The organism is Motiliproteus coralliicola (assembly GCF_003345655.1).
In the GTDB taxonomy this organism is placed as follows: Bacteria; Pseudomonadota; Gammaproteobacteria; order Pseudomonadales; family Balneatricaceae; genus Motiliproteus; species Motiliproteus coralliicola.
The window spans coordinates 436,961-455,210 of the sequence record NZ_QQOH01000003.1; the positions used below are offsets into that span (position 1 = coordinate 436,961).

Genomic DNA, 18,250 nt, shown 5'->3' on the forward strand with positions numbered 1-18,250 from the left:
CGCAACAAAACGTTGAAAACAACCGCGATAAATCCGTACAAACCTTGAATTACAGTCCAGCCACCTTCCCAACCATTACCGCAGACAAAAAAACCGGAAGGCTCTCACCCTCCGGTTTTTTATCTTCAGACTCGCTCAGGTCAACCCGAGCTATCCGAGTTACATGCCGACTGCGTTCACCTCAACATCGAAGTTATCGAAGCCCAGCTTGTAGCCCAGAGATACGTGGTGGTAACGAGCGTTGGTGTAGTCGTCGTGGATGGCGAAACCGAAGTTGTAAGTTTGACCCACATCCAGGCTGACATCACCGGCGTTGTCGGACTTCAACGGACGCTTGAAATCAACAACCCAGAAACCATCTTCCAGCTTCGCATTGGCAGTGGAGATCGGAGTTTCGTCCATCATACGGTCTGCCAGAATGGCACCGTTCTCAAGCTTCTGCTCATCGACCTTGTAGCGGATGATGTCCATGAAGCGACCAGCTTCCAGCTCGGCCTTGATCTCGTCGTCAGACTTGCGCTTGTCCCAGCCGCCCATCGCCTTACCGCGACGGCCTTTGACTTCGATCTTGGTACGGCTTTCGGTCAGGTACTTGGTAACTTCCTGGCCTTCCGGATCGAACGGCATGGAGTCGGCATCGGCGTGACAGGTGCCCCAGCAGCCGGCACGATCGGCGTATTCAACCGCGTCGGTGGACAGCATAAAGGCGATCTTGATGCGGTTGGCCGGGTCCATCTTGTCACCGCTGGACTCGCTGGTGTCTTCCCACTTGAAGCGCAGGTACAGGTTCTCACCGTCATGGGAAGCCTGCACACCGACCGGGATACCAGCTCGCTTACCGGCGATCACGCTTGGCTCCAGCTTCTCACCGGTGACAATCTTCTGGCCCATGTCGGCGGTTTCTTCGTCATGGCAATCGACGCAGCGGTCACCGCTCTTGAAGGCACGACCACCGCCGTGCTTACCGGACTTGTGCTTACCGCCCAGCGTCCACTCGATAGAGGCTTCACCCGGGTAGAACAGGGTGATATCGCGGACCGGTACACCGGACCAGTCGACATCGCTGGCACCACCGGCGGCAGGTGCTGCTGCCGGAGCAGCAGCTGGTGCCGCGGCCGCTGCGGTTGCAGCAGGCGCTTGCGCCAGCGCTTCAGCCTGGACCGCATTCACTTCCACATCGAAGTTGTCGAAGCCCAGCTTGTAGCCCAGGGATACGTGGTGGTAACGGGCGTTGGTGTAATCATCGTGGATCGCGAAGCCAAAGTTGTAGATCTGGCCCATATCCAGGTTGATATCACCTTTGTTGTCAGACTTCAGCGGACGCTTGAACTCGACAACCCAGACACCGTCTTCCAGCTTGGCATTGGCCATCGAGATCGGAGTCTCGTCCATCAGGCGATCGGCCAGGATGGCACCGTTCTCAACTTTCTTCTCATCAACCTTGTAGCGGATGATGTCCATGAAGCGACCGGCTTCCAGTTCCGCGGCGATCTCGTCATCGGTCTTGCGCTTGTCCCAGCCGCCCATCGCTTTACCGCGACGGCCTTTGACTTCAATCTTGGTACGGCTTTCGGTCAGGTACTTGGTAACTTCCTGGCCTTCCGGATCGAACGGCATGCTATCGGCATCGGCGTGACAGGTACCCCAGCAGCCGGCACGATCGGCGTATTCAACCGCGTCGCTGGACAGCATGAAGGCGATCTTGATGCGGTTAGCCGGATCCATCTTGTCACCGCTGGACTCGGTGGTGTCAGGCCATTCGAAGCGCAGGTACAGGTTGTCGGCATCGTGGGCCGCCTTAACGCTGACCGGAATCGCACCACGCTTGCCGGCGATCACATTCGGCTCGAGCTTCTCGCCGGTAACCATCTTCTGGCCCATATCGGCGGTTTCTTCGTCGTGGCAGTCTGCGCAACGGTCACCGCTCTTGAAGGCGCGACCACCGCCGTGCTTGCCAGTCTTGTGCTTACCGCCCAGAGTCCATTCGATGGAGGCTTCACCCGGGTAGAACAGGGTGATGTCGCGAGCCGGAACACCGGACCAGTCGACAAAGCTACCACCACCGGCAGGGGCTGCGGCCATCGGCGCGCTGGCAGCCTGCTCGGCTTTCTTGGCCTCGCGCTCGGCTTTTGCCTTGGCTGCGGCAATCTTGGCAGCTTCGGCCTTGGCCTTCTGCTCAGCTTTCTTACGGGCTTTCTCTTCCTCTTCCTTCGCCAGGAAGGCAACCCACTGCGGCGGCAGATCGATCGCCAGCTCGGGGTTCGGTGCACTCAGCGCTTCCATCTCTTCGTCGCTGAGCTGATCATGGACCGCCGTGTGGGCGATACCTTTGTGACAGTCGATACAGGTGTTACCAGCCTTCATCGCGTTCATATGCTGCTTACGCGCACGCGGCTTCTGGTTCTCCGGCATCATGGTGTTGAAGTCGTGGCAGTTGCGGCACTCGCGTGAATTGGTGCCTTTCATCCGTGCCCATTCACGGGCTGCCATCTCTAGCCGGTGTTCATCGAACTTCTCGGGTGTATCGATTTTACCGGTAATTTTGCCCCAGACCTCTTTACTGGCCTGGATCTTACGAATCAGTTTGTACGTCCACTCACGTGGAACGTGACAGTCGGAACAGACCGCCTGCACACCACTACGGTTGTTGTAGTGGATAGTCTGGGTGTATTCCTCGTAAACGTTGTTTTTCATCTCGTGACAACCGATACAGAATTCCATCGTATTGGTTGCTTCCATCGCGGTATTGAAACCGCCCCAGAAGATCACGCCGACAAGCATGAAGGTCAGGCCAACGCCAATAGACGTGCCAAGAATGATCTTTCGAGATAACAACTTAGAAAGTCCCTGCGGCATAGCCATCTCTCCGAAATCTAAGAGCCTTGTGGTTCTAGTTATAGGTACTGGTTATAGGTACAACTGAAGTACTGCGAGGGGGAATGCAAGAACCGGAGGGGGAAGCCCCCTCCGGTTATCAGGTTCAACTACCGGATCAAGTTACGTGGTTGATACGGTTGTGGACGTTGAACTTACCAGTCGGTGTAGTCAGGCCCTTGATGCGGTACTTCTCTTCGAGAGTCTTCGCATCGTAAACCACGATTTCACCAGTGGCGTTGCTGTTGTCCTTACGGTTCCAGACAGAGACCCAAGCTTCAGAGCCGTCCTGAGTGAATTCGATGTGAACGGCAACCTTACCTTCTTCTTCGGTCACGCGGATGGTCTTAACGATCTCGCGAGTGTCCTTGTCGAAGACTTGTACGGACTGCTGAACTTCAACTTCAGGGTGCTTGGTCTGGTCAGCCCAGACGTACTGAGAGTCAGGATGGGTACGGATGAATACACCAGCACCGTCGGTTTCAACTTCGTAGCACAGCTTCCAGGCTTGATCCGGCTTGTTGATCGGATCGCTGCCCCAGACGGAAACAGTACCTACACCCAGGTGGGTAGTACCAGAAACCTGACCACACTCTTTGTCGATCCAGTTGGCGCCCGGACCCGGGTGCGGCAGATCAACAACGTCGATCAATGCTTCCAGCTTACGAGTCTTGGTGTCTACGACAACCATCTTGTTGGAGGCGTTAGCAGCGATCTGGAAGTAACGGCCAGACGGATCGAAGAAGCCGTCGTGCAGGAACTTAGCAGAGTTGATCTGCTCGATACGCAGGTTGTCCAGGTCGGTGTAGTCAACCTGCCACATTTGACCCAGCTCCTTAACAGCAACCAGGAAGGTTGACTCGTTCGGAGTGGTGTAGATAGCAGCTACACGCGCTTCGTTAACGTACTCGCCATCAACGTTGATACCACGGGTGGATACGACTTTCAGCGGATCCAGGGTATCTGCGTCCATGATGACGAAGTGCGGCGGCCAGTAACCACCAGCGATGACGTACTTGCCGTCGCCAGATACGGCGATGTCACGTGCGTCGTAAGCCATCTTGGTTTCAGCAACCAGCATCTTGTCAGGCGTCTGCCACAGGTCGATCTTGTTGACTTTACCGTCACGACCGATGGTGTACCAGAAACGACCTACTGCATCTTTCGGATGGTCGACCTTGTGGTGCTCGGAACCCTTGATTACGTGTACGGCGTAACCAGTGTCCAGGTGAGCGATAACTTCTTTGGTGTCGCCGTCGATGATGGCAGCTTTACCAGCGTCACGCTCGATAACTACGAAGAAGTTTTCCCAGTTACGGCCGTGCAGCGGCTTAGTCGGGTAGTCTTCCAGAGCAACGAACTGCTTGGTGTGCTCCTTCATCATCTCCAGAGACATTTCAGGCGGAACAGGCGGTTCATTCTGGATGTACTTGGCCAGCAGATCGATGTCAGCCTTTTCAAAGATATCGTCGAAGTTGTTCATGCCACCTTCAGTACCGAGCTCGATGATACGGCTCAGACGTTCGGTGCCCTTCTTCAGAGTGTCTTTCGGCAGCAGGCTCTTACCAGTAGCGCCAGTCCGCAGTACACCGTGACAGCCAGCACAACGCTGGAAGTACATGGTTTTGGCTTTTTCAAACTCTTCCGGAGTCAGTGTCGGCGCCTGATTGGCAGCCATTGCACTTCCACCTGCGCTCAGGCCCATAGCCAGTGCCAGAGTAGAGAGACCTAGAGTAGCTCGTTTCATAAGTTGGTGACCTCATTAACGACTTAAATGTCTTTTTAGAAACCCTTAACAACAAGAATTCTGAGCCCATCGGCGATGTCGTCCTTTTCTTGGGTCATAACCACTTATGAAAGAGACACTTATCTGATGAGCTGGAAAAAATAGTAAACCCCTAGGAACTTTACTGACTTGATCCTTGTCAAGTTGGCTATCCACATCAGCAAAGCTGATTTTTATCAATAATTAACTTAAGAATTTATCAATAAAAACAAACAGTTAATCAACAGAGGCTTAACATCAGCAAATATTTTATTTAAAATTAGCGACGTCTAATTAAGTCGCTTTTTTTAGTGCACAGATGGGTTTTATTTTTTCAAAAGGGTACAAATTTTTATCATTTCAAAGAAATTTCGCCTTTCACTCTCGATATGCACTCTGTCGGCAAAAAGAAAACGGCCCCTTACGGAGCCGTTATTTGAGAAAGAAGAGAGGTTGATTCTCTATTCTTGATTGGCTTAATGACTGGTTCCTGACGAATAACGGGTCTTGTTCCAGACGTTATACTTGCCCGAGGGCTTCACCATCGGTAGCCGCTTGATCTCTTCGAACGTTTTGGCGTCGTAGATAATCAGCTCACCGTCCATATCCCAGATACTCAGCAAGGCATACTTACCATCTTTGGTGAACTCGACGTGCGCAGCGGTCTTGCCCGGTGACGGCTTCAACGTCTTGACGATCTCCAACGTCGATTTGTCGATAATATGGACCTTGTCTTTATTAGGGCCAAAGAACACATCCACCCAGGCATAAGGCGAGTTCTCGTGGCTACGCATGAAGAAGCCGGGGCCTTCGGTCTCGATCATCTTGATCGTTTCGAAGCTCTCCATATCCACAATACTAACCAGCCCTTTCTTAATATTCGGTGTCGCCATCACGGGTCGGCCCTGGTAGTCCCAAGTGATCCCAGAGCCCAGGTGAGGCATACCACTCAGCTCCAACTGGGTATATTCACGGCGTGCATCCATCGACATAACCAGCGCTTCACCGTCTCGGGAAGCCCCAAATAGCAGGTCATACTGCTGGTTGAAGAAAAAGTCATCCAAGAACACCCGGGTGGGGATCTTACGGGTCGGGAAGTCCTCATGCGGTTTATTGGCGGCTTTCTCGTTCTTGTAGTCATGAATCCAGCCGGCAAAATCCTCCGACGGTTCATCCGCGTAGCTGATCTCCCAGACCTCCTTAATGTCCTTCAAGGCGGCGATAAAGCTCTCGCGCGGCGGCGCATTATAGACCGCACTGACCCTGGAACTGATCTCGACACCTTCATCATTCTTACCGATCGTCTCGATCACCTTCAGCGGCTTCATCGTTTCGGTATCGAGCACCACCAGGTTATGGGGTAGGTAGTTAGCCACCATGGCGTATCGACCATCGGACGAAACCGCCAGGTTGCGGCTGTTAATCCCGGCCCGGATCTCTGCGACAACCTTCAGGTTGTAGATATCGAACTTGCTGATCCAGCCGTCGCGGGAAGTGATATAGACATAGCGCCCGTCGGGCGAGTATTTGGGGCCGCCGTGCAGCGCGAAGCGGGTCTTGAAGCGATGGATCGGCTCGAAGGTATCGCCGTTGAGCAGGGTCACATGGTGATCGCCAATCTCAACCACCAGGAACAGATTCATCAGATCCGCTTCAAAGACCGGCTCGTCCGACAGCGTTCCCGGCTCGTGGTTAACGATACGGCTGGCCAGCATCTGCTCCATGCCCCACTCGGGCACTTCATCCAGCGGCGTGTAAACATAGTCCACCAGCGACTGGATCTGCGCCTCATTCAGCTGCTCGGCAAAGGCCGGCATCTGGGTGGCGGCGCGGCCATTGGCGATCACCTTGGCGGCTTTGTTCTTACGCAATCGCTTCAGATTCTGCGGCAGAAGCGCCGGCCCCATCAGGCCGAATCGATCGGCACCATGACAGCTGGCACATTTGTCCTGATACAAAGCGGCAACATCGTCGGCCACCGCAGGCACAGTGGCAACCGACAGCGCCGCTGCGCCCAACAAGGCCACGCTCAAGCGGCTGACCACAGCTTTAACGGAACTCCCCATCAGACGTTTTCTCCGCGTGGGTCCACAGTACGTACCTTCTTGACCCGGTCAGCGTGGACGTAGGGCATCACTTTAAGCCGCTCAACCCCTCCGTCGTAACCAATCTCGGCATCGGTCAGGTAACAGGCCGGATCTTCCGCCCAGGGATCACCGCCGGTCAGTTGGTAAGAACGCACACGGGTGTTGCCGCCACAGATTTTCAAGAACTCGCATTCACCGCAACGCCCCTTGACCGGACGCGGCTGCTGACGGAAACCCACCATCAACGGATCGTCGGTCTGACTCCAGATATCGGAGAACGGCTTATCGCGGACATTGCCCAGGTCGTAGTTCCACCAGAAGGTATCCGGATGCACGGTCCCCAGGTTATCGATGTTGGCGATATAGAGCCCGGACGCGTTGCCACCCCAAGCTTCGAGGTATTCACGGATATGTTCGGCTTGTTCCGGGAACTCCTTCTGCGCCCATTTGTAGAGGTAGACACCATCGGCATCGTTGTTGCCGGTGACGAATTCGCGGTCCCGCCCCTCTTTAACATCCTGCAGCGCTTCTTTGAGTAGCAGGTCCAGCGCGTCACGGGTGGTGCGGTGGAACGCATCGTCCTCACGGTTCTTGTTACCACGACCGGCGTAGTTCAGGTGCGACAGATAGAACTTCTCGATGTCGTATTCCTTGCTGATATCCAGCAAAGCCGGCAGCTCATGGGCGTTATCCTGGGTCAGGGTAAAGCGCAGCCCGACCTTGATACCGGCCTCATGGCAGAGCTCGACCGCCCGGAATGAAGCGGCAAAGGCGCCCTTCTTCTGGCGGAACTCGTCGTGGGTCTCCTCCAGGCCATCGAGACTGATACCGACATAATCGAAGCCGACCTCTTTCAGCTTCTCGATCACCTCTTCGTCGATCAGGGTTCCGTTGGTCGACAGACCGGTATAGATGCCCAGCTCCTTACAGCGGGCACCGATCTCATAAATGTCAGGGCGCATCAGCGGCTCACCGCCGGACAGAATCAGCGCCGGAACACGGAATTTCTTCAGATCATCCAGTACCGTAAACACCTCTTCGGTGCTCAACTCACCCTTGAAATCGGTGTCAGCGGAGATCGAGTAACAGTGCTTGCACAGCAGGTTGCAGCGTCGGATCAGATTCCAGATCACGACCGGACCGGGCGGTGTTCCCGGCTTGCGTTGGGAACCCGGGTGGACCAGCTCGCGTACATATTGAGTCAGTCGGAACATGTGCTATCTCCTTGGTGGACCTCACTCCAGAGGAGTGGACCACGGCGGCGCCTAATACCAGCTAGGGTTGGGCGCGGCTTATTTGGCTGTTGAATCTTTGGCAGTTGAATTATTGCTGCGTTGTTTGATCCGCATCCCGGTCTTTTTCAGGATACGACGGCTGTAGAGCCGTTGGTGCTGGCGACAGTCGGCCTCCAGCAGCTGTTTGAGTTGAGCCACCTTCTCCTCGACCTCGGCTTCGCTGCGACCGTGGACCATCGCGAAAAGGTTGTAGGGCCACAGCGGCAAGGCCCGCGGACGCTCATAACTGTGGCTGACAAACGGCAGCGCGCCCACCTGCTCACCCAGTTCGGTGATCTTCTCGTCCGGCACATCCCAGACCGTCATGGCGTTGTAGCGGTAGCCGAGCTTGTAGTGATTCGGCACCAGTCCGATCCGACGCACCACACCGCGATCCATCAAACGCTGCAGACGATCGATCACCTCGGCCTCTTCCAGCTCCAGCTGTTCGGCCACGGTACGGTAAGGGTGCAGATCCAGCGGCAACCCCTTCTGGGTCAGCTCGACCAGACGACGGTCGGTCGGATCCAGGCTCTGATCGGCACTCTGATCTTGGTTTAGTTGCTGGTTTTTTTGCTCGTTAAGGCTCATACGTCAAACCTCAGGCCGATAAAGAATTCCTGCAATTTCGGGAACGGATAAGGCTTGATGCCGCTGGCCTTGTGTAACTGCTCCAGCACCTCTTCGGTGTGCTCGCGACTTTCGCAGGCCAGTACAAACCACATATTAAGCTGATGTTCGCGTTCGTAATTGTGGGCCACTTCGTCGAAGCTGTTGACGATTTCGGTGACTTCGTCGTAGCGCTCGAGCGGCACTTCCATCGCGGTCAGGGTGAACTCTCCCCCCATTGCCTCGATATCGAACAAGGGACCAAACCGGCTCAGAAAACCGCTGTCGAGCAGCGTTTCGATCCTGCTGAGCACTTCTTCGGCCTCGATGCCGAGGCGGGCACCGATCTCAGCATAGGGATCGGCGCAGAGCGGAAAGCCGCTTTGGTAGTCGTTGATCAGCTGTCGGTCGATCGCATCCAGACTCGACAGGTCGGCCTCGGCCGACAGCGCGGCCGCGTCGGCGGCCCGATTGGTATTGCTGGAACCACTCATAGAAAAAACCTAGATCGCCGCAGCGGCTGCATGGGCGCTGGGCATCGACACCATCGGTCGACCCCGCTTGAGATAACGTCCACCGCACTGTTTAAAACAACGGGTGCTGAACAGCGGCTCGTGAGGGATCTGCTGAAGACCCAGCGTCTCGACCAGCTCCTCCAGTTTTTCCATCACCTGGTCACGCTGACGGCCATGGATCATGCAGAACAGATTATAGGGCCAATCCGGCAACCGACGAGGACGCTGGTAACAGAGGGTAACGGCATTCTGGGCCGCCAGTTGCTCGGCCACCGCATCGACCTGATCGTCCGGAATATCCCAGACCACCATCGCATTGGCACGAAACCCCAGGGCATGGTGCTTGACCACGATCCCCATCCGCCGGACCCGGTCGGATTCGGCCAGTGCCGCCATGGTTTCGATAACGCGACCTTCGCTCCAGCCCAGGGCTTGCCCCAGTTCGGCGTAGGGGCGCTCAACCAACGGCAACCCTTCCTGCAACAGTTCCAACAGCTGTTCAATTTCGGGGTTGTCGCTGACGACAACCTGATCAGTCAATCCGTCCATTAGAGTGCAAACCCCAGATCCAGATGATGTGCTTTGAGCATCGGCAGATTCAACAACGGCAGCTGGGTACGCGCTTCGATATCTTCCAGCACCTCGTCGAGTTGCTGCTGATCGGGCGCGGCCAACACAAACCAGAGGTTGAACCGATGTTCACGCTTGTAGTTGTGATTCACTTCCGGGTAACCGCTGACCAGATCGGCAACCGCCTCAAGCTGGTCTTCCGGTACCGCCAGCGCCGCCAGGGTGCTGGCTCCAAGACGCTGGTGATTGATCACCGCACCGACACGACTCAGGACGCCCTTCTCGTCCCAATAGCGCAGCTTCTCGATCACCTCTTTCTCGGTCATACCACAGGAGGCCGCCATCTCCGCGTACGGGTTGGGGCACAGCGGCAGTTCGTGCTGATACTGGTTCAGCAACTGCCGCTCCTGCTCGTTCAATTCGATAATTTCTGCCGCCATGATGTTGTTCTCGCCTTTACCCCTGCTCGCACTCGACCGATCAAAGACCGATCTTGTGAGCCCGATTGGTGAAGAAGATGCCACTGGGGCTGGCAACCGGTACCGAAGCCCGCTGTTCAAAGCTGGCGGTATCGAACACCTGCACCTCATTTTCGTTACGAACCGATACCCAGACCTCTTCGCCGCGTGGCGTGAACTCCATATGCAGCACCCCTTCTCCGGGCTCCATGTGGGTCAGCATCTGATGGGTATCGGTATTAAACACCTGCAGGTGGCGATTCTCCGGGAACGCGAAGTTGACCCAGATCTGACGACTGTCGGGGCTCGACATCACGAATACCGGTTGACTATGGACCGGAATCCGCTCGATTTCGGTCCAGGTATGCATATCGACCACCAGGACTTCGTGGCGGCCAACGGCCGGCATAAAGGCCTTGTTGCCGGCGATCGCCCAGCCTTCCAGATGGGGCATCTTGTAGACCGGCAGCCGCTTCTCACCCCGACCGTAGTTCGGCAGGATATGCTTGACCCCCTCTTCCAGGTGCCACAGGTCCAGCAATGCCAAACCGTCCTCACCGAACAGACCGGCGATATAGTAGCGCCCGTCCGGAGTAATCAGCGCATCGTAAGGCTGCTTACCGGCGTTATCGAACTTGGTGATTTGCGGCTGACCACCGTTGGCTTTGGCCTGGCTGAAGTCCACCACCCAGATCTCACCCGAGTCGAACAGACTGAAGACAAATTTGTGTCCGGGGGCATCGACCAGGCCAACGGTTTTGGAAGCCTGGCCATCACTACCGACAGCGGGCAGATCCAGCACCATCTCCAGGGTATCGCTGTTAAAGATACGAACACCGCCCGGCTCGTAGTTGGATACGGCTACCAGCGAGCCATCTTGCGAGATCGCACCACCGATACTGTTACCGGACTGCATCACCCGACCCACCACCGAGCGGCCGATCAGATCAACCTTGCTCAAGCCGCCATCACGGCCAAACACATAGGCGTAACGTTCATCGCGGCTGTATACCGCCGAGGCGTGGGACAGATCACCCAGGCCGTCGATCTCGGCCAGCTTTTCGCGGCTGCTGGTGTTAACCAGCGCTACCCTTCCATCGGCACGCTCGATAATAATTCCCAGATCACCGGTCGGCAGCCAGTGTTCCTGTGCCGCCGGCTCACTGGTGAGATTGGCACAGCCGGCCAATCCCAGTGCCGCAGCAGCGATAACAGATTTCAGCAGTTGACGTCGTAGCATGAAATGATTCCTAGCAATGATCACTCGTCCGGACCCGAACTCAGTTCGTACCCTTCAACAGTTGATCGGAAATCCAGCGGATATCTTCGTCGGCCAGAATCGGCCCCCAGGGCGGCATCGCCGTATCCGGCACCCCGTGCCGAATAATCAGACTGAGGCTATCGATGGTGTGGCCTTTTTGCTGCAGCAGCTCCGGCAACAACGAAGGACCCAACCCCCCTTTGAGGGTCATCCCATGACAGGAACCACAGTCGTGCTTGAGCATATAAGCCAGCGATTGCTGGCGTGAATCGGACGGCTCTGCCATGACCGGAGCCGCCAGCAAAAGTGCAGCAATTCCCAACCAGCGACGGCCTGTACCCATCTTATCGCCCATCTAAAAACTCCATTCGGTACAAATAGTTAGAAAACCATTTACCAAATAAACAAACTAAAAAAAGCAAGCGACGGAGGAGCCCAACTGGGTGTTTAACTACAAGCTACGAGCCGAATCGGTGCGTAGTTCTGAGCGCATCCATACCGCCTGCGATCGTTGCTGATCAGAATACGGGTTGACCAATCTATCGCCTTGACATAGGACAATTCCCCCTCCCAGGTGAGGGATTACACTGCCTTCCAAGCTGACACACCAACCGGGGCAGGTATCAGGTTTACCCCAACCGCTGTGTTCCCATGACAACCTGAAAGGGGTCATATCTTGGAGACGTTTCCACTCTTTCTACGCTCACAACAAGCTCGCGCATTGATTGTGGGGGGAGGATCGCAGGCAACCGCCAAGGCCCGCTTGTTGAATCAGGCCAAATTCACTATCACCATCGCCGCGCAGGCCCCCTGCGACGAGCTTTGCCAATTGATCGAAGAAGCCGGTCTCAACCATCAAAGCCAGGGCTATTTTCCCGAGCTGCTCAAGCAGCACGATCTGGTGGTGATTGCCGATATTGCTACCGACGAAGCTGCGCAGATCGCCGAACAGGCTCGAGCGCTGAACCTGCCGACCAACGTGGTCGATCAGCCGTCGCTATGCAGTTTCTTCTTCTCCGCCGTGGTCGATCGTTCACCGATCACCGTGGCGATCGGCAGCCAAGGTAATTCGCCGATCCTGGCCCACTATGTGCGCCGTCGGATCGAAACCAGCCTGCCCGGTTCGCTGGATCGTCTGGCCGAGCTGATGGCTCGCCATCGCGACCAGGTCAAGCAGATCGTCCCATCCGCAGCCGAACGGCTGCAGTTTTGGGAAGCGCTGCTCGATGCCGACCTGCCAGAACAGATCCGAGCTGGCGATACCCAGGCCGATCAGCTGGTCAAGCAGGCGCTTGAGGATTACGCGGCCAAAAAACCCACCAGCGGCACGGTGTATCTGGTTGGTTCAGGCCCCGGCGATCCCGACCTGCTGACCGTCAAGGCGCTGCGTATCATCCAGCAAGCCGACGTGGTGGTTTACGACCGCCTGGTCTCCGATGAGATCATGAAGCTGACCCGCCGTGATGCAGAGATGATCAATGTCGGCAAGACCATGGGCAATCACACCCTGCCGCAGGAACAGATCAACCAGCTACTGGTGAAACTGTCACGCCAGGGCAAACGCGTGGTACGCCTCAAGGGCGGCGATCCGTTCATCTTCGGTCGTGGCGGTGAAGAAGTTGAAGAGCTGTTGCAGGAGGGCGTCCGTTTCCAGGTCATCCCGGGTATCACTGCCGCCTCCGGAAGCTCCACCTACTGCGGCATTCCGCTGACTCACCGCGATCATGCCCAGTCGGTCACTTTCGTCACCGGACACCTGAAGACCGACCAGCTCAATCTGGAGTGGGGCAGCCTGGCACAGCCGCACCAGACCCTGGTGTTCTACATGGGCCTGACCGCACTGCCGATTATCGCCAAGCAACTGCAGGCCCACGGCATGCCGTCTGACACCCCGGTCGCGCTGGTCTACAAGGCCACCCGTCCGGAACAGCGCCTGCTGGTCGGCCAACTGGACAACATCGCCCAACTCAAGGACGAGCACCAGTTCAAATCGCCGTCGCTGATCATTGTCGGTTCGGTGGTCAGCCTGGCTGACAAAATCGGCTCGGCAAGCCAAATCTAACGACCCACCCAACCAAACCCACCTCTCTCAATCTCCGGGGATTCCACCTATCCCCGGAGACTGGTAACCTGCCGCTCGCTGCCCGACTCCGGTCGGTGTTGAGACACAACCCAGAATCTTCAGGAGCTGCTATGCGCTGGCGTCATTTTTTTCTGCTGCAACTGCTATTGATCGCCGTTGTGGTCGCGATCGGCTATCTGCACCAAGACCGACTGATCATCCTCAAGAAGCCGCCCGAAGAACTGGCCCAGTGGTACAAACCCGACAACAAGCGCCAAGTCTGGCTACACACCATGTTCAATCTGCGTCGTGAGATGCAGGCCGTGGCCGACTATGCCGAGCGCGGTGACGCGGCACTACTGAGTGACTGGAGTCAAAAACTGGAGCAGCATTATCTGAAGATCGGCGAGATGGTACCGCAATGGCAGAAAAAGCTGGACCTGGCCGCACTGGAGGCGCTGCAACAGGCCGTCGCCTCACAACAGTTCAACCAGGTCAGCGAGCCTCTGGATCGACTCCAGCAGAGCTGTGACAGCTGTCACGATGATTTCCGAGTCCAGACCGCCCTACTTTATCGGGCACCGGACTTTGGCGATGTTACCCTGGCCGACGGTCAACACTCTTCCAAGCAGATGCAGCAGCTGATTCGCCAGGTCAACGCGATCAAAATCGCCAGCGTCGACCAGCGTCCCGATGAAGCCCTGGCCTCGGTGAATGAGCTCAAGCTCGGTATGGAACAACTGGGAGAGATCTGCCTGGACTGCCATAAAACCGATCGCAAGACCTACCCCAGCCCGGCCATCGACGAAACCCTGGACAAGCTCGAACAGAGTTTGAACGGCGGTACCCTGAAAGAGCAGGGTCGTCAGCTCGGCACCCTGGCCGTACAGGCCTGTGCCCGTTGCCACGGCATTCATCGCCAGGGATTTGATATGCGGGAAATGCTGACCGACGCCAATGACTGGCCGATACTACTGAAGCATCGCTGATCGCTAACAGATCGGAATAAACGGTCAATCAGGAGAGCAGCCTGGCCAAACGGCATCAGGCTGCCATGCAGCTGGGCTCAGGCGCCGTTCACCAAACTTTGTAGATCGCTAAATTCAGCGATGGCATGTAACTCGGCCGGCAGATTGCAGAAGCTGACTTCAACTCCGCGCCGCTCACCGTTGCGGCGCCAGCTCAGCAGCAGCGACAGGGCCACGGTATTGGCCGATACCACTCCACTGAAATCAAACCGGCACTGCGGTTCAGCCTGACCATTTTGCTGCGACCGAGCCTGCTCGATCGCTTCGATACCGGCCTGACGCAGCCGATTGGCCGTACCGAAATCAACAACACCGGCAACCTGCCACTGTCCCGACTGCTGCTGTGCCAACTGTGCTGCCATCACGATTCCTCGGTTGAAAGAGCCTCGAAAGCAACCCGAGGGTTACTCTTCGTTGACCTTGTTAAACAGGAATTTACCGATCAGCTCTTCGAGAACCAGCGACGACTGGGTATCGTCGATGTAATCACCTTCGGTCAGCATCTCTTCCTCACCACCGACGGTGATACCGATATATTTCTCACCCAGCAGACCCGCGGTCAGAATTGCGGCGGAGCTGTCATAGCTCAGGTAATCGACATCGCTGTTGATCTTCATCTCGACCCGGGCCATCAACGCTTCCTGATCGATTTCGATCGCGGTGACCTGACCGATGGTGACACCGGACATCGCCACCTTAGAGCGCACCGTCAAGCCACCGGCATTTTCAAACAGGGCATAAAGGGTGTAACTCTGCTGCGGAGCGGACAGACTCAGGCCACTGATATTGACTACCAGCACCACCAACGCCAGCAATCCCGCCAGCATAAAAGCACCAACCCCTAACTCCAGGGTACGAATCCGCATGATCACAGATCTCCAAACATAAGTGCGGTCAGCAGGAAGTCGAGTCCCAGTACCGCCAACGAAGAATAAACCACAGTCTTGGTGGTCGCATGACTGATCCCTTCGGATGTCGGAATACAGTCATAGCCCTGGAACACCGCGATCCAGGTCACCACAAAACCAAACACAATCGCCTTGATGATGCCGTTCAGGACATCTTCGCCAAAGTCGACCGATGCCTGCATATTGGCCCAGAACGAGCCTTCATAGACGCCCAGCCAGTCAACCCCGACTAGCAAGCCACCCCAGACACCAACCACACTGAAGATCATCGACAGGATCGGCAGCGAGATAAAACCGGCCCAGAAGCGCGGCGCCACAATCCGGCGCAGCGGGTCGACCCCGATCATCTCCATGCTGGCCAGTTGCTCGGTGGCTTTCATCAAACCGATCTCGGCGGTCAGCGCCGAACCGGCCCGCCCGGCGAACAGTAGCGCCGTGACCACCGGTGACAGCTCCCGAACCAGGCTCAGGGCCACCATCTGCCCCACCGCCTGCTCGGAACCGTAATCCACCAGGATGGTGTAACCCTGCAGACTCAACACCATGCCGATAAACAGACCGGAAACGATGATGATGATCAGCGACAGTACACCGACCGAATAGAGCTGTTTAACCAGCAATGGGAAACCGCTGCGGAACCGGGGAACCGCCACGATCGAATGGAACAGAAACAGGCCGGAGCGCCCCAGCGCTTCCAACCGAGCCAAGGTATTGCGCCCCAGCGAGGCGATCATCTCGATCATCGCCGACCCTCCGGGTGCATCAAGCTGGGCATATAGTCGTCGGCCGGATAATGGAAAGGTACCGGCCCATCGGGCAGGCCCTGCATAAATTGCTTCACCTTCGGCAACTCCTCGGCCAACAGTGATTCTGGTGTCCCGTGGGCGACCACCTGGGCATCGGCCACCAGATAGATGTAATCGGCGATGCTGAGGGTCTCCTGGATATCGTGGGAGACGACGATACTGGTATGGCCCAGCGCGGAGTTGAGGGACTTGATCAGCTTCACCAGCACCCCCATCGCGATCGGGTCCTGGCCGGTAAAGGGCTCATCGTACATCATCAGGTCCGGATCCAGCGCGATTGCCCGCGCCAGCGCCACCCTTCTCGCCATACCGCCGGACAGTTCGCTGGGCATCAGTTCGGCCGCACCGCGCAAGCCGACCGATTGCAGCTTGATCAGCACCAGATCGCGGATCATCGACTGATTCAGGTCGGTATGAACCCGCAGCGGAAAGGCGACATTTTCGAACACGCTCATGTCGGTGAACAGCGCGCCGCTCTGAAACAGCATCCCCATCCGCTCGCGCAGATCGAACAGATCCTTACGTCCCAGCGTTGGTACATTCTGGCCGTCGATCACGATCCGGCCAGCATCGGGTCGCAACTGGCCGCCGATCAGCTTTAACAGCGTGGTTTTACCCGTCCCGCTGGGCCCCATGATGGCGGTGACTTTTCCGCGCGGAACCTGTATCGACACATCCTTAAAGATGTAGCGGCCGCTACGGGTAAACGTCAGGCCGTCGATATTGATAATGATGTCGTCTAATTGATCCATAGCCCGGTGGTTTCGGCTGTTAAAATGCGGGTCCCTACGCTGCCCACTCAACACAGACAGTTTTTGGTGCAACGAGTTTCATCCTTGAGGCACCGACCGGGAACAACAGGGGCGCTACTATAGCATCTGCCTGCATGTGAATGTAGACTGCCCAGACTCAACAACCTGACACCTCGTCAATCAGGTTAAAAAGGCTATATAAAACAACGACAAAGCCAACATTCCTGCAAAACAGGACCCGGCAAAGTTCTGCCCTATCGCCGGGTTCGCAGGTATCGAAAAACCACGCAACATCTATTTCGAGGTTAACGATGTCCGAGATGGCATTTGCCGTTGCTGCTCTGCTGGCCGGCTTTATTATTTTGATCTGGAGCGCCGACCGTTTTGTAATGGGAGCGGCGGCCACTGCAAAAAACCTGGGTATGTCGCCGATGCTGATCGGCCTGACCGTGGTCTCACTGGGCACCTCCGCGCCGGAGATGCTGGTTTCCGGCTTCGCCGCCTACACCGACGCCGGTGGTCTGGCGATCGGCAACGCCCTGGGTTCCAATATCGCCAATATCGGCCTGGTTCTGGGCGCCACCGCGCTGATCGCGCCGCTGCCGGTTAAGACCGGCTTGATGCGCAAAGAGCTACCACTGCTGCTGATCATCTCCATCGGAGCCGGTCTGATTCTGATGGACCAACGCCTGGGGCTGGTTGATAGCCTGCTGCTGATCAGTGCGCTGGTGGTAACCCTTTATCTATTCAGCCGCTTCCAGAAGAGTGCCGACCCGGAAGAGATCGAGCACGAAGAGGAAGAACTCCCCGATCTGGCCCTCAAGCCCGCGCTGTTCTGGTTGATCCTGGGCTTGGTGCTGCTGGCCGGTAGCTCAAGACTGCTGGTCTGGGGCGCCACCGAAATTGCGGTAGCGATGGGTGTCAGTGATCTGGTGATCGGCCTGACAATCGTCGCTATCGGCACCAGCCTGCCGGAATTGGCTGCCTCCGTCGCCAGCGCCCTGAAGGGACACCACGATATCGCCATTGGTAACGTGGTCGGCTCCAACATCTTCAACCTGCTGGCGGTTATGTCGCTGCCGGGATTGATCCAGCCGATCGACTTTGAAGCCACGGTGCTCTGGCGTGATTACGGCGCCATGATGCTGTTTACTCTGTCGTTACTGGCATTTGCCTACATTCTTGAGCGCGGCAAGATCAACCGTCTCGAAGGCTCGATGCTGTTAGCCGGCTATTCAGGCTATCTCGGACTGCTATATTATATGGCTTCGGCTTAACCGG

Annotated in this window: 17 protein-coding genes; 3 read left to right on the forward strand and 14 right to left on the reverse strand. The window is 56.5% G+C overall.

The annotated features are described in order from the left end of the window. Window positions 1-159 precede the first annotated feature (159 nt). From DV711_RS12850 to DV711_RS12895, 10 genes are all read right to left on the reverse strand, one after another. Window positions 160-2,856 (reverse strand): NapC/NirT family cytochrome c, encoded by a 2,697-nt coding sequence (locus DV711_RS12850; protein WP_207802631.1) that lies wholly within the window; start codon window positions 2,854-2,856, stop codon window positions 160-162. A 136-nt stretch (window positions 2,857-2,992) separates the two neighbouring features. Further along, the gene (locus tag DV711_RS12855) at window positions 2,993-4,552 is read right to left on the reverse strand and encodes a cytochrome D1 domain-containing protein (protein ID WP_243633815.1); all 1,560 of its coding nucleotides are present in this window, start codon (window positions 4,550-4,552) and stop codon (window positions 2,993-2,995) included. Between the two features lie 563 nt (window positions 4,553-5,115). Then, window positions 5,116-6,705 carry a cytochrome D1 domain-containing protein gene (locus DV711_RS12860; protein ID WP_114696110.1) on the reverse strand — a complete coding sequence of 530 codons (1,590 nt, stop codon included), beginning with the start codon at window positions 6,703-6,705 and terminating at the stop codon, window positions 5,116-5,118. Next, window positions 6,705-7,940 (reverse strand): heme d1 biosynthesis radical SAM protein NirJ, encoded by a 1,236-nt coding sequence (nirJ, locus tag DV711_RS12865; protein WP_114696111.1) that lies wholly within the window; start codon window positions 7,938-7,940, stop codon window positions 6,705-6,707. The genes DV711_RS12860 and nirJ overlap by 1 nt, the downstream gene beginning before the upstream one ends. A 78-nt stretch (window positions 7,941-8,018) precedes the next feature. Beyond that, window positions 8,019-8,591 carry a siroheme decarboxylase subunit beta gene (gene ahbB / locus DV711_RS12870; RefSeq protein WP_165840110.1) on the reverse strand — a complete coding sequence of 191 codons (573 nt, stop codon included), beginning with the start codon at window positions 8,589-8,591 and terminating at the stop codon, window positions 8,019-8,021. Continuing rightward, window positions 8,588-9,103: an Lrp/AsnC family transcriptional regulator gene (locus DV711_RS12875; RefSeq protein ID WP_207802632.1), complete on the reverse strand. Its 516-nt coding sequence runs from the start codon at window positions 9,101-9,103 to the stop codon at window positions 8,588-8,590. The genes ahbB (DV711_RS12870) and DV711_RS12875 overlap by 4 nt, the downstream gene beginning before the upstream one ends. Window positions 9,104-9,112: 9 nt before the next feature. Continuing rightward, window positions 9,113-9,673, reverse strand: coding sequence for a siroheme decarboxylase subunit beta (gene ahbB, locus DV711_RS12880; RefSeq protein WP_165840111.1), 561 nt, complete (start codon window positions 9,671-9,673; stop codon window positions 9,113-9,115). After that, on the reverse strand, window positions 9,673-10,134 hold the full coding sequence (locus tag DV711_RS12885; protein ID WP_114696112.1) for an Lrp/AsnC family transcriptional regulator: 462 nt from the start codon (window positions 10,132-10,134) through the stop codon (window positions 9,673-9,675). The genes ahbB (DV711_RS12880) and DV711_RS12885 overlap by 1 nt, the downstream gene beginning before the upstream one ends. Before the next feature lie 40 nt (window positions 10,135-10,174). Beyond that, entirely contained in the window at window positions 10,175-11,392 is a 1,218-nt protein-coding gene (locus tag DV711_RS12890; protein ID WP_114696113.1) for a cytochrome D1 domain-containing protein, read from the reverse strand. Window positions 11,393-11,432: 40 nt separating this feature from the next. Then, entirely contained in the window at window positions 11,433-11,768 is a 336-nt protein-coding gene (locus tag DV711_RS12895; protein ID WP_207802633.1) for a c-type cytochrome, read from the reverse strand. Window positions 11,769-12,089: 321 nt separating this feature from the next. Between DV711_RS12895 and cysG the strand changes: the two genes are divergently transcribed. After that, complete coding sequence (cysG, locus tag DV711_RS12900; protein ID WP_114696114.1) at window positions 12,090-13,475, forward strand: siroheme synthase CysG; 1,386 nt, start codon at window positions 12,090-12,092, stop codon at window positions 13,473-13,475. Window positions 13,476-13,606: 131 nt separating this feature from the next. After that, on the forward strand, window positions 13,607-14,464 hold the full coding sequence (locus DV711_RS12905) for a cytochrome c3 family protein (protein WP_114696115.1): 858 nt from the start codon (window positions 13,607-13,609) through the stop codon (window positions 14,462-14,464). A 77-nt stretch (window positions 14,465-14,541) separates the two neighbouring features. On the opposite strand, the gene DV711_RS12910 is transcribed toward DV711_RS12905, so the two are convergent. From DV711_RS12910 to DV711_RS12925, 4 genes are read right to left on the reverse strand one after another with little or no spacing between them, the layout of a single operon-like run. Continuing rightward, window positions 14,542-14,865, reverse strand: a complete 324-nt coding sequence (locus tag DV711_RS12910; protein WP_114696116.1) for an STAS domain-containing protein — start codon at window positions 14,863-14,865, stop codon at window positions 14,542-14,544. A gap of 42 nt (window positions 14,866-14,907) precedes the next feature. Beyond that, window positions 14,908-15,369, reverse strand: a complete 462-nt coding sequence (gene mlaD / locus DV711_RS12915) for an outer membrane lipid asymmetry maintenance protein MlaD (protein WP_114696117.1) — start codon at window positions 15,367-15,369, stop codon at window positions 14,908-14,910. A 2-nt stretch (window positions 15,370-15,371) separates the two neighbouring features. Beyond that, window positions 15,372-16,154, reverse strand: a complete 783-nt coding sequence (gene mlaE / locus DV711_RS12920) for a lipid asymmetry maintenance ABC transporter permease subunit MlaE (RefSeq protein ID WP_114696118.1) — start codon at window positions 16,152-16,154, stop codon at window positions 15,372-15,374. Further along, complete coding sequence (locus tag DV711_RS12925) at window positions 16,151-16,969, reverse strand: ATP-binding cassette domain-containing protein (RefSeq protein ID WP_114696119.1); 819 nt, start codon at window positions 16,967-16,969, stop codon at window positions 16,151-16,153. Before DV711_RS12925 ends, mlaE begins: the two co-directional genes overlap by 4 nt. Before the next feature lie 311 nt (window positions 16,970-17,280). Between DV711_RS12925 and DV711_RS12930 the strand changes: the two genes are divergently transcribed. Continuing rightward, entirely contained in the window at window positions 17,281-18,246 is a 966-nt protein-coding gene (locus DV711_RS12930) for a calcium/sodium antiporter (RefSeq protein WP_341537591.1), read from the forward strand. Window positions 18,247-18,250: the final 4 nt, after the last annotated feature.

Bases quoted from the DNA above. Each gene is read 5' to 3' on its own strand.
- DV711_RS12850 (WP_207802631.1), bottom strand. From the start codon at position 2,856: ATGCCGCAGGGACTTTCTAAGTTGTTATCTCGAAAGATCATTCTTGGC.
- DV711_RS12855 (WP_243633815.1), bottom strand. From the start codon at position 4,552: ATGGCTGCCAATCAGGCGCCGACACTGACTCCGGAAGAGTTTGAAAAA.
- DV711_RS12860 (WP_114696110.1), bottom strand. From the start codon at position 6,705: ATGGGGAGTTCCGTTAAAGCTGTGGTCAGCCGCTTGAGCGTGGCCTTG.
- nirJ (WP_114696111.1), bottom strand. From the start codon at position 7,940: ATGTTCCGACTGACTCAATATGTACGCGAGCTGGTCCACCCGGGTTCC.
- ahbB (WP_165840110.1), bottom strand. From the start codon at position 8,591: ATGAGCCTTAACGAGCAAAAAAACCAGCAACTAAACCAAGATCAGAGT.
- DV711_RS12875 (WP_207802632.1), bottom strand. From the start codon at position 9,103: ATGAGTGGTTCCAGCAATACCAATCGGGCCGCCGACGCGGCCGCGCTG.
- ahbB (WP_165840111.1), bottom strand. From the start codon at position 9,673: ATGGACGGATTGACTGATCAGGTTGTCGTCAGCGACAACCCCGAAATT.
- DV711_RS12885 (WP_114696112.1), bottom strand. From the start codon at position 10,134: ATGGCGGCAGAAATTATCGAATTGAACGAGCAGGAGCGGCAGTTGCTG.
- DV711_RS12890 (WP_114696113.1), bottom strand. From the start codon at position 11,392: ATGCTACGACGTCAACTGCTGAAATCTGTTATCGCTGCTGCGGCACTG.
- DV711_RS12895 (WP_207802633.1), bottom strand. From the start codon at position 11,768: ATGGGCGATAAGATGGGTACAGGCCGTCGCTGGTTGGGAATTGCTGCA.
- DV711_RS12905 (WP_114696115.1), top strand. From the start codon at position 13,607: ATGCGCTGGCGTCATTTTTTTCTGCTGCAACTGCTATTGATCGCCGTT.
- DV711_RS12910 (WP_114696116.1), bottom strand. From the start codon at position 14,865: ATGGCAGCACAGTTGGCACAGCAGCAGTCGGGACAGTGGCAGGTTGCC.
- mlaD (WP_114696117.1), bottom strand. From the start codon at position 15,369: ATGCGGATTCGTACCCTGGAGTTAGGGGTTGGTGCTTTTATGCTGGCG.
- mlaE (WP_114696118.1), bottom strand. From the start codon at position 16,154: ATGATCGAGATGATCGCCTCGCTGGGGCGCAATACCTTGGCTCGGTTG.
- DV711_RS12925 (WP_114696119.1), bottom strand. From the start codon at position 16,969: ATGGATCAATTAGACGACATCATTATCAATATCGACGGCCTGACGTTT.
- DV711_RS12930 (WP_341537591.1), top strand. From the start codon at position 17,281: ATGTCCGAGATGGCATTTGCCGTTGCTGCTCTGCTGGCCGGCTTTATT.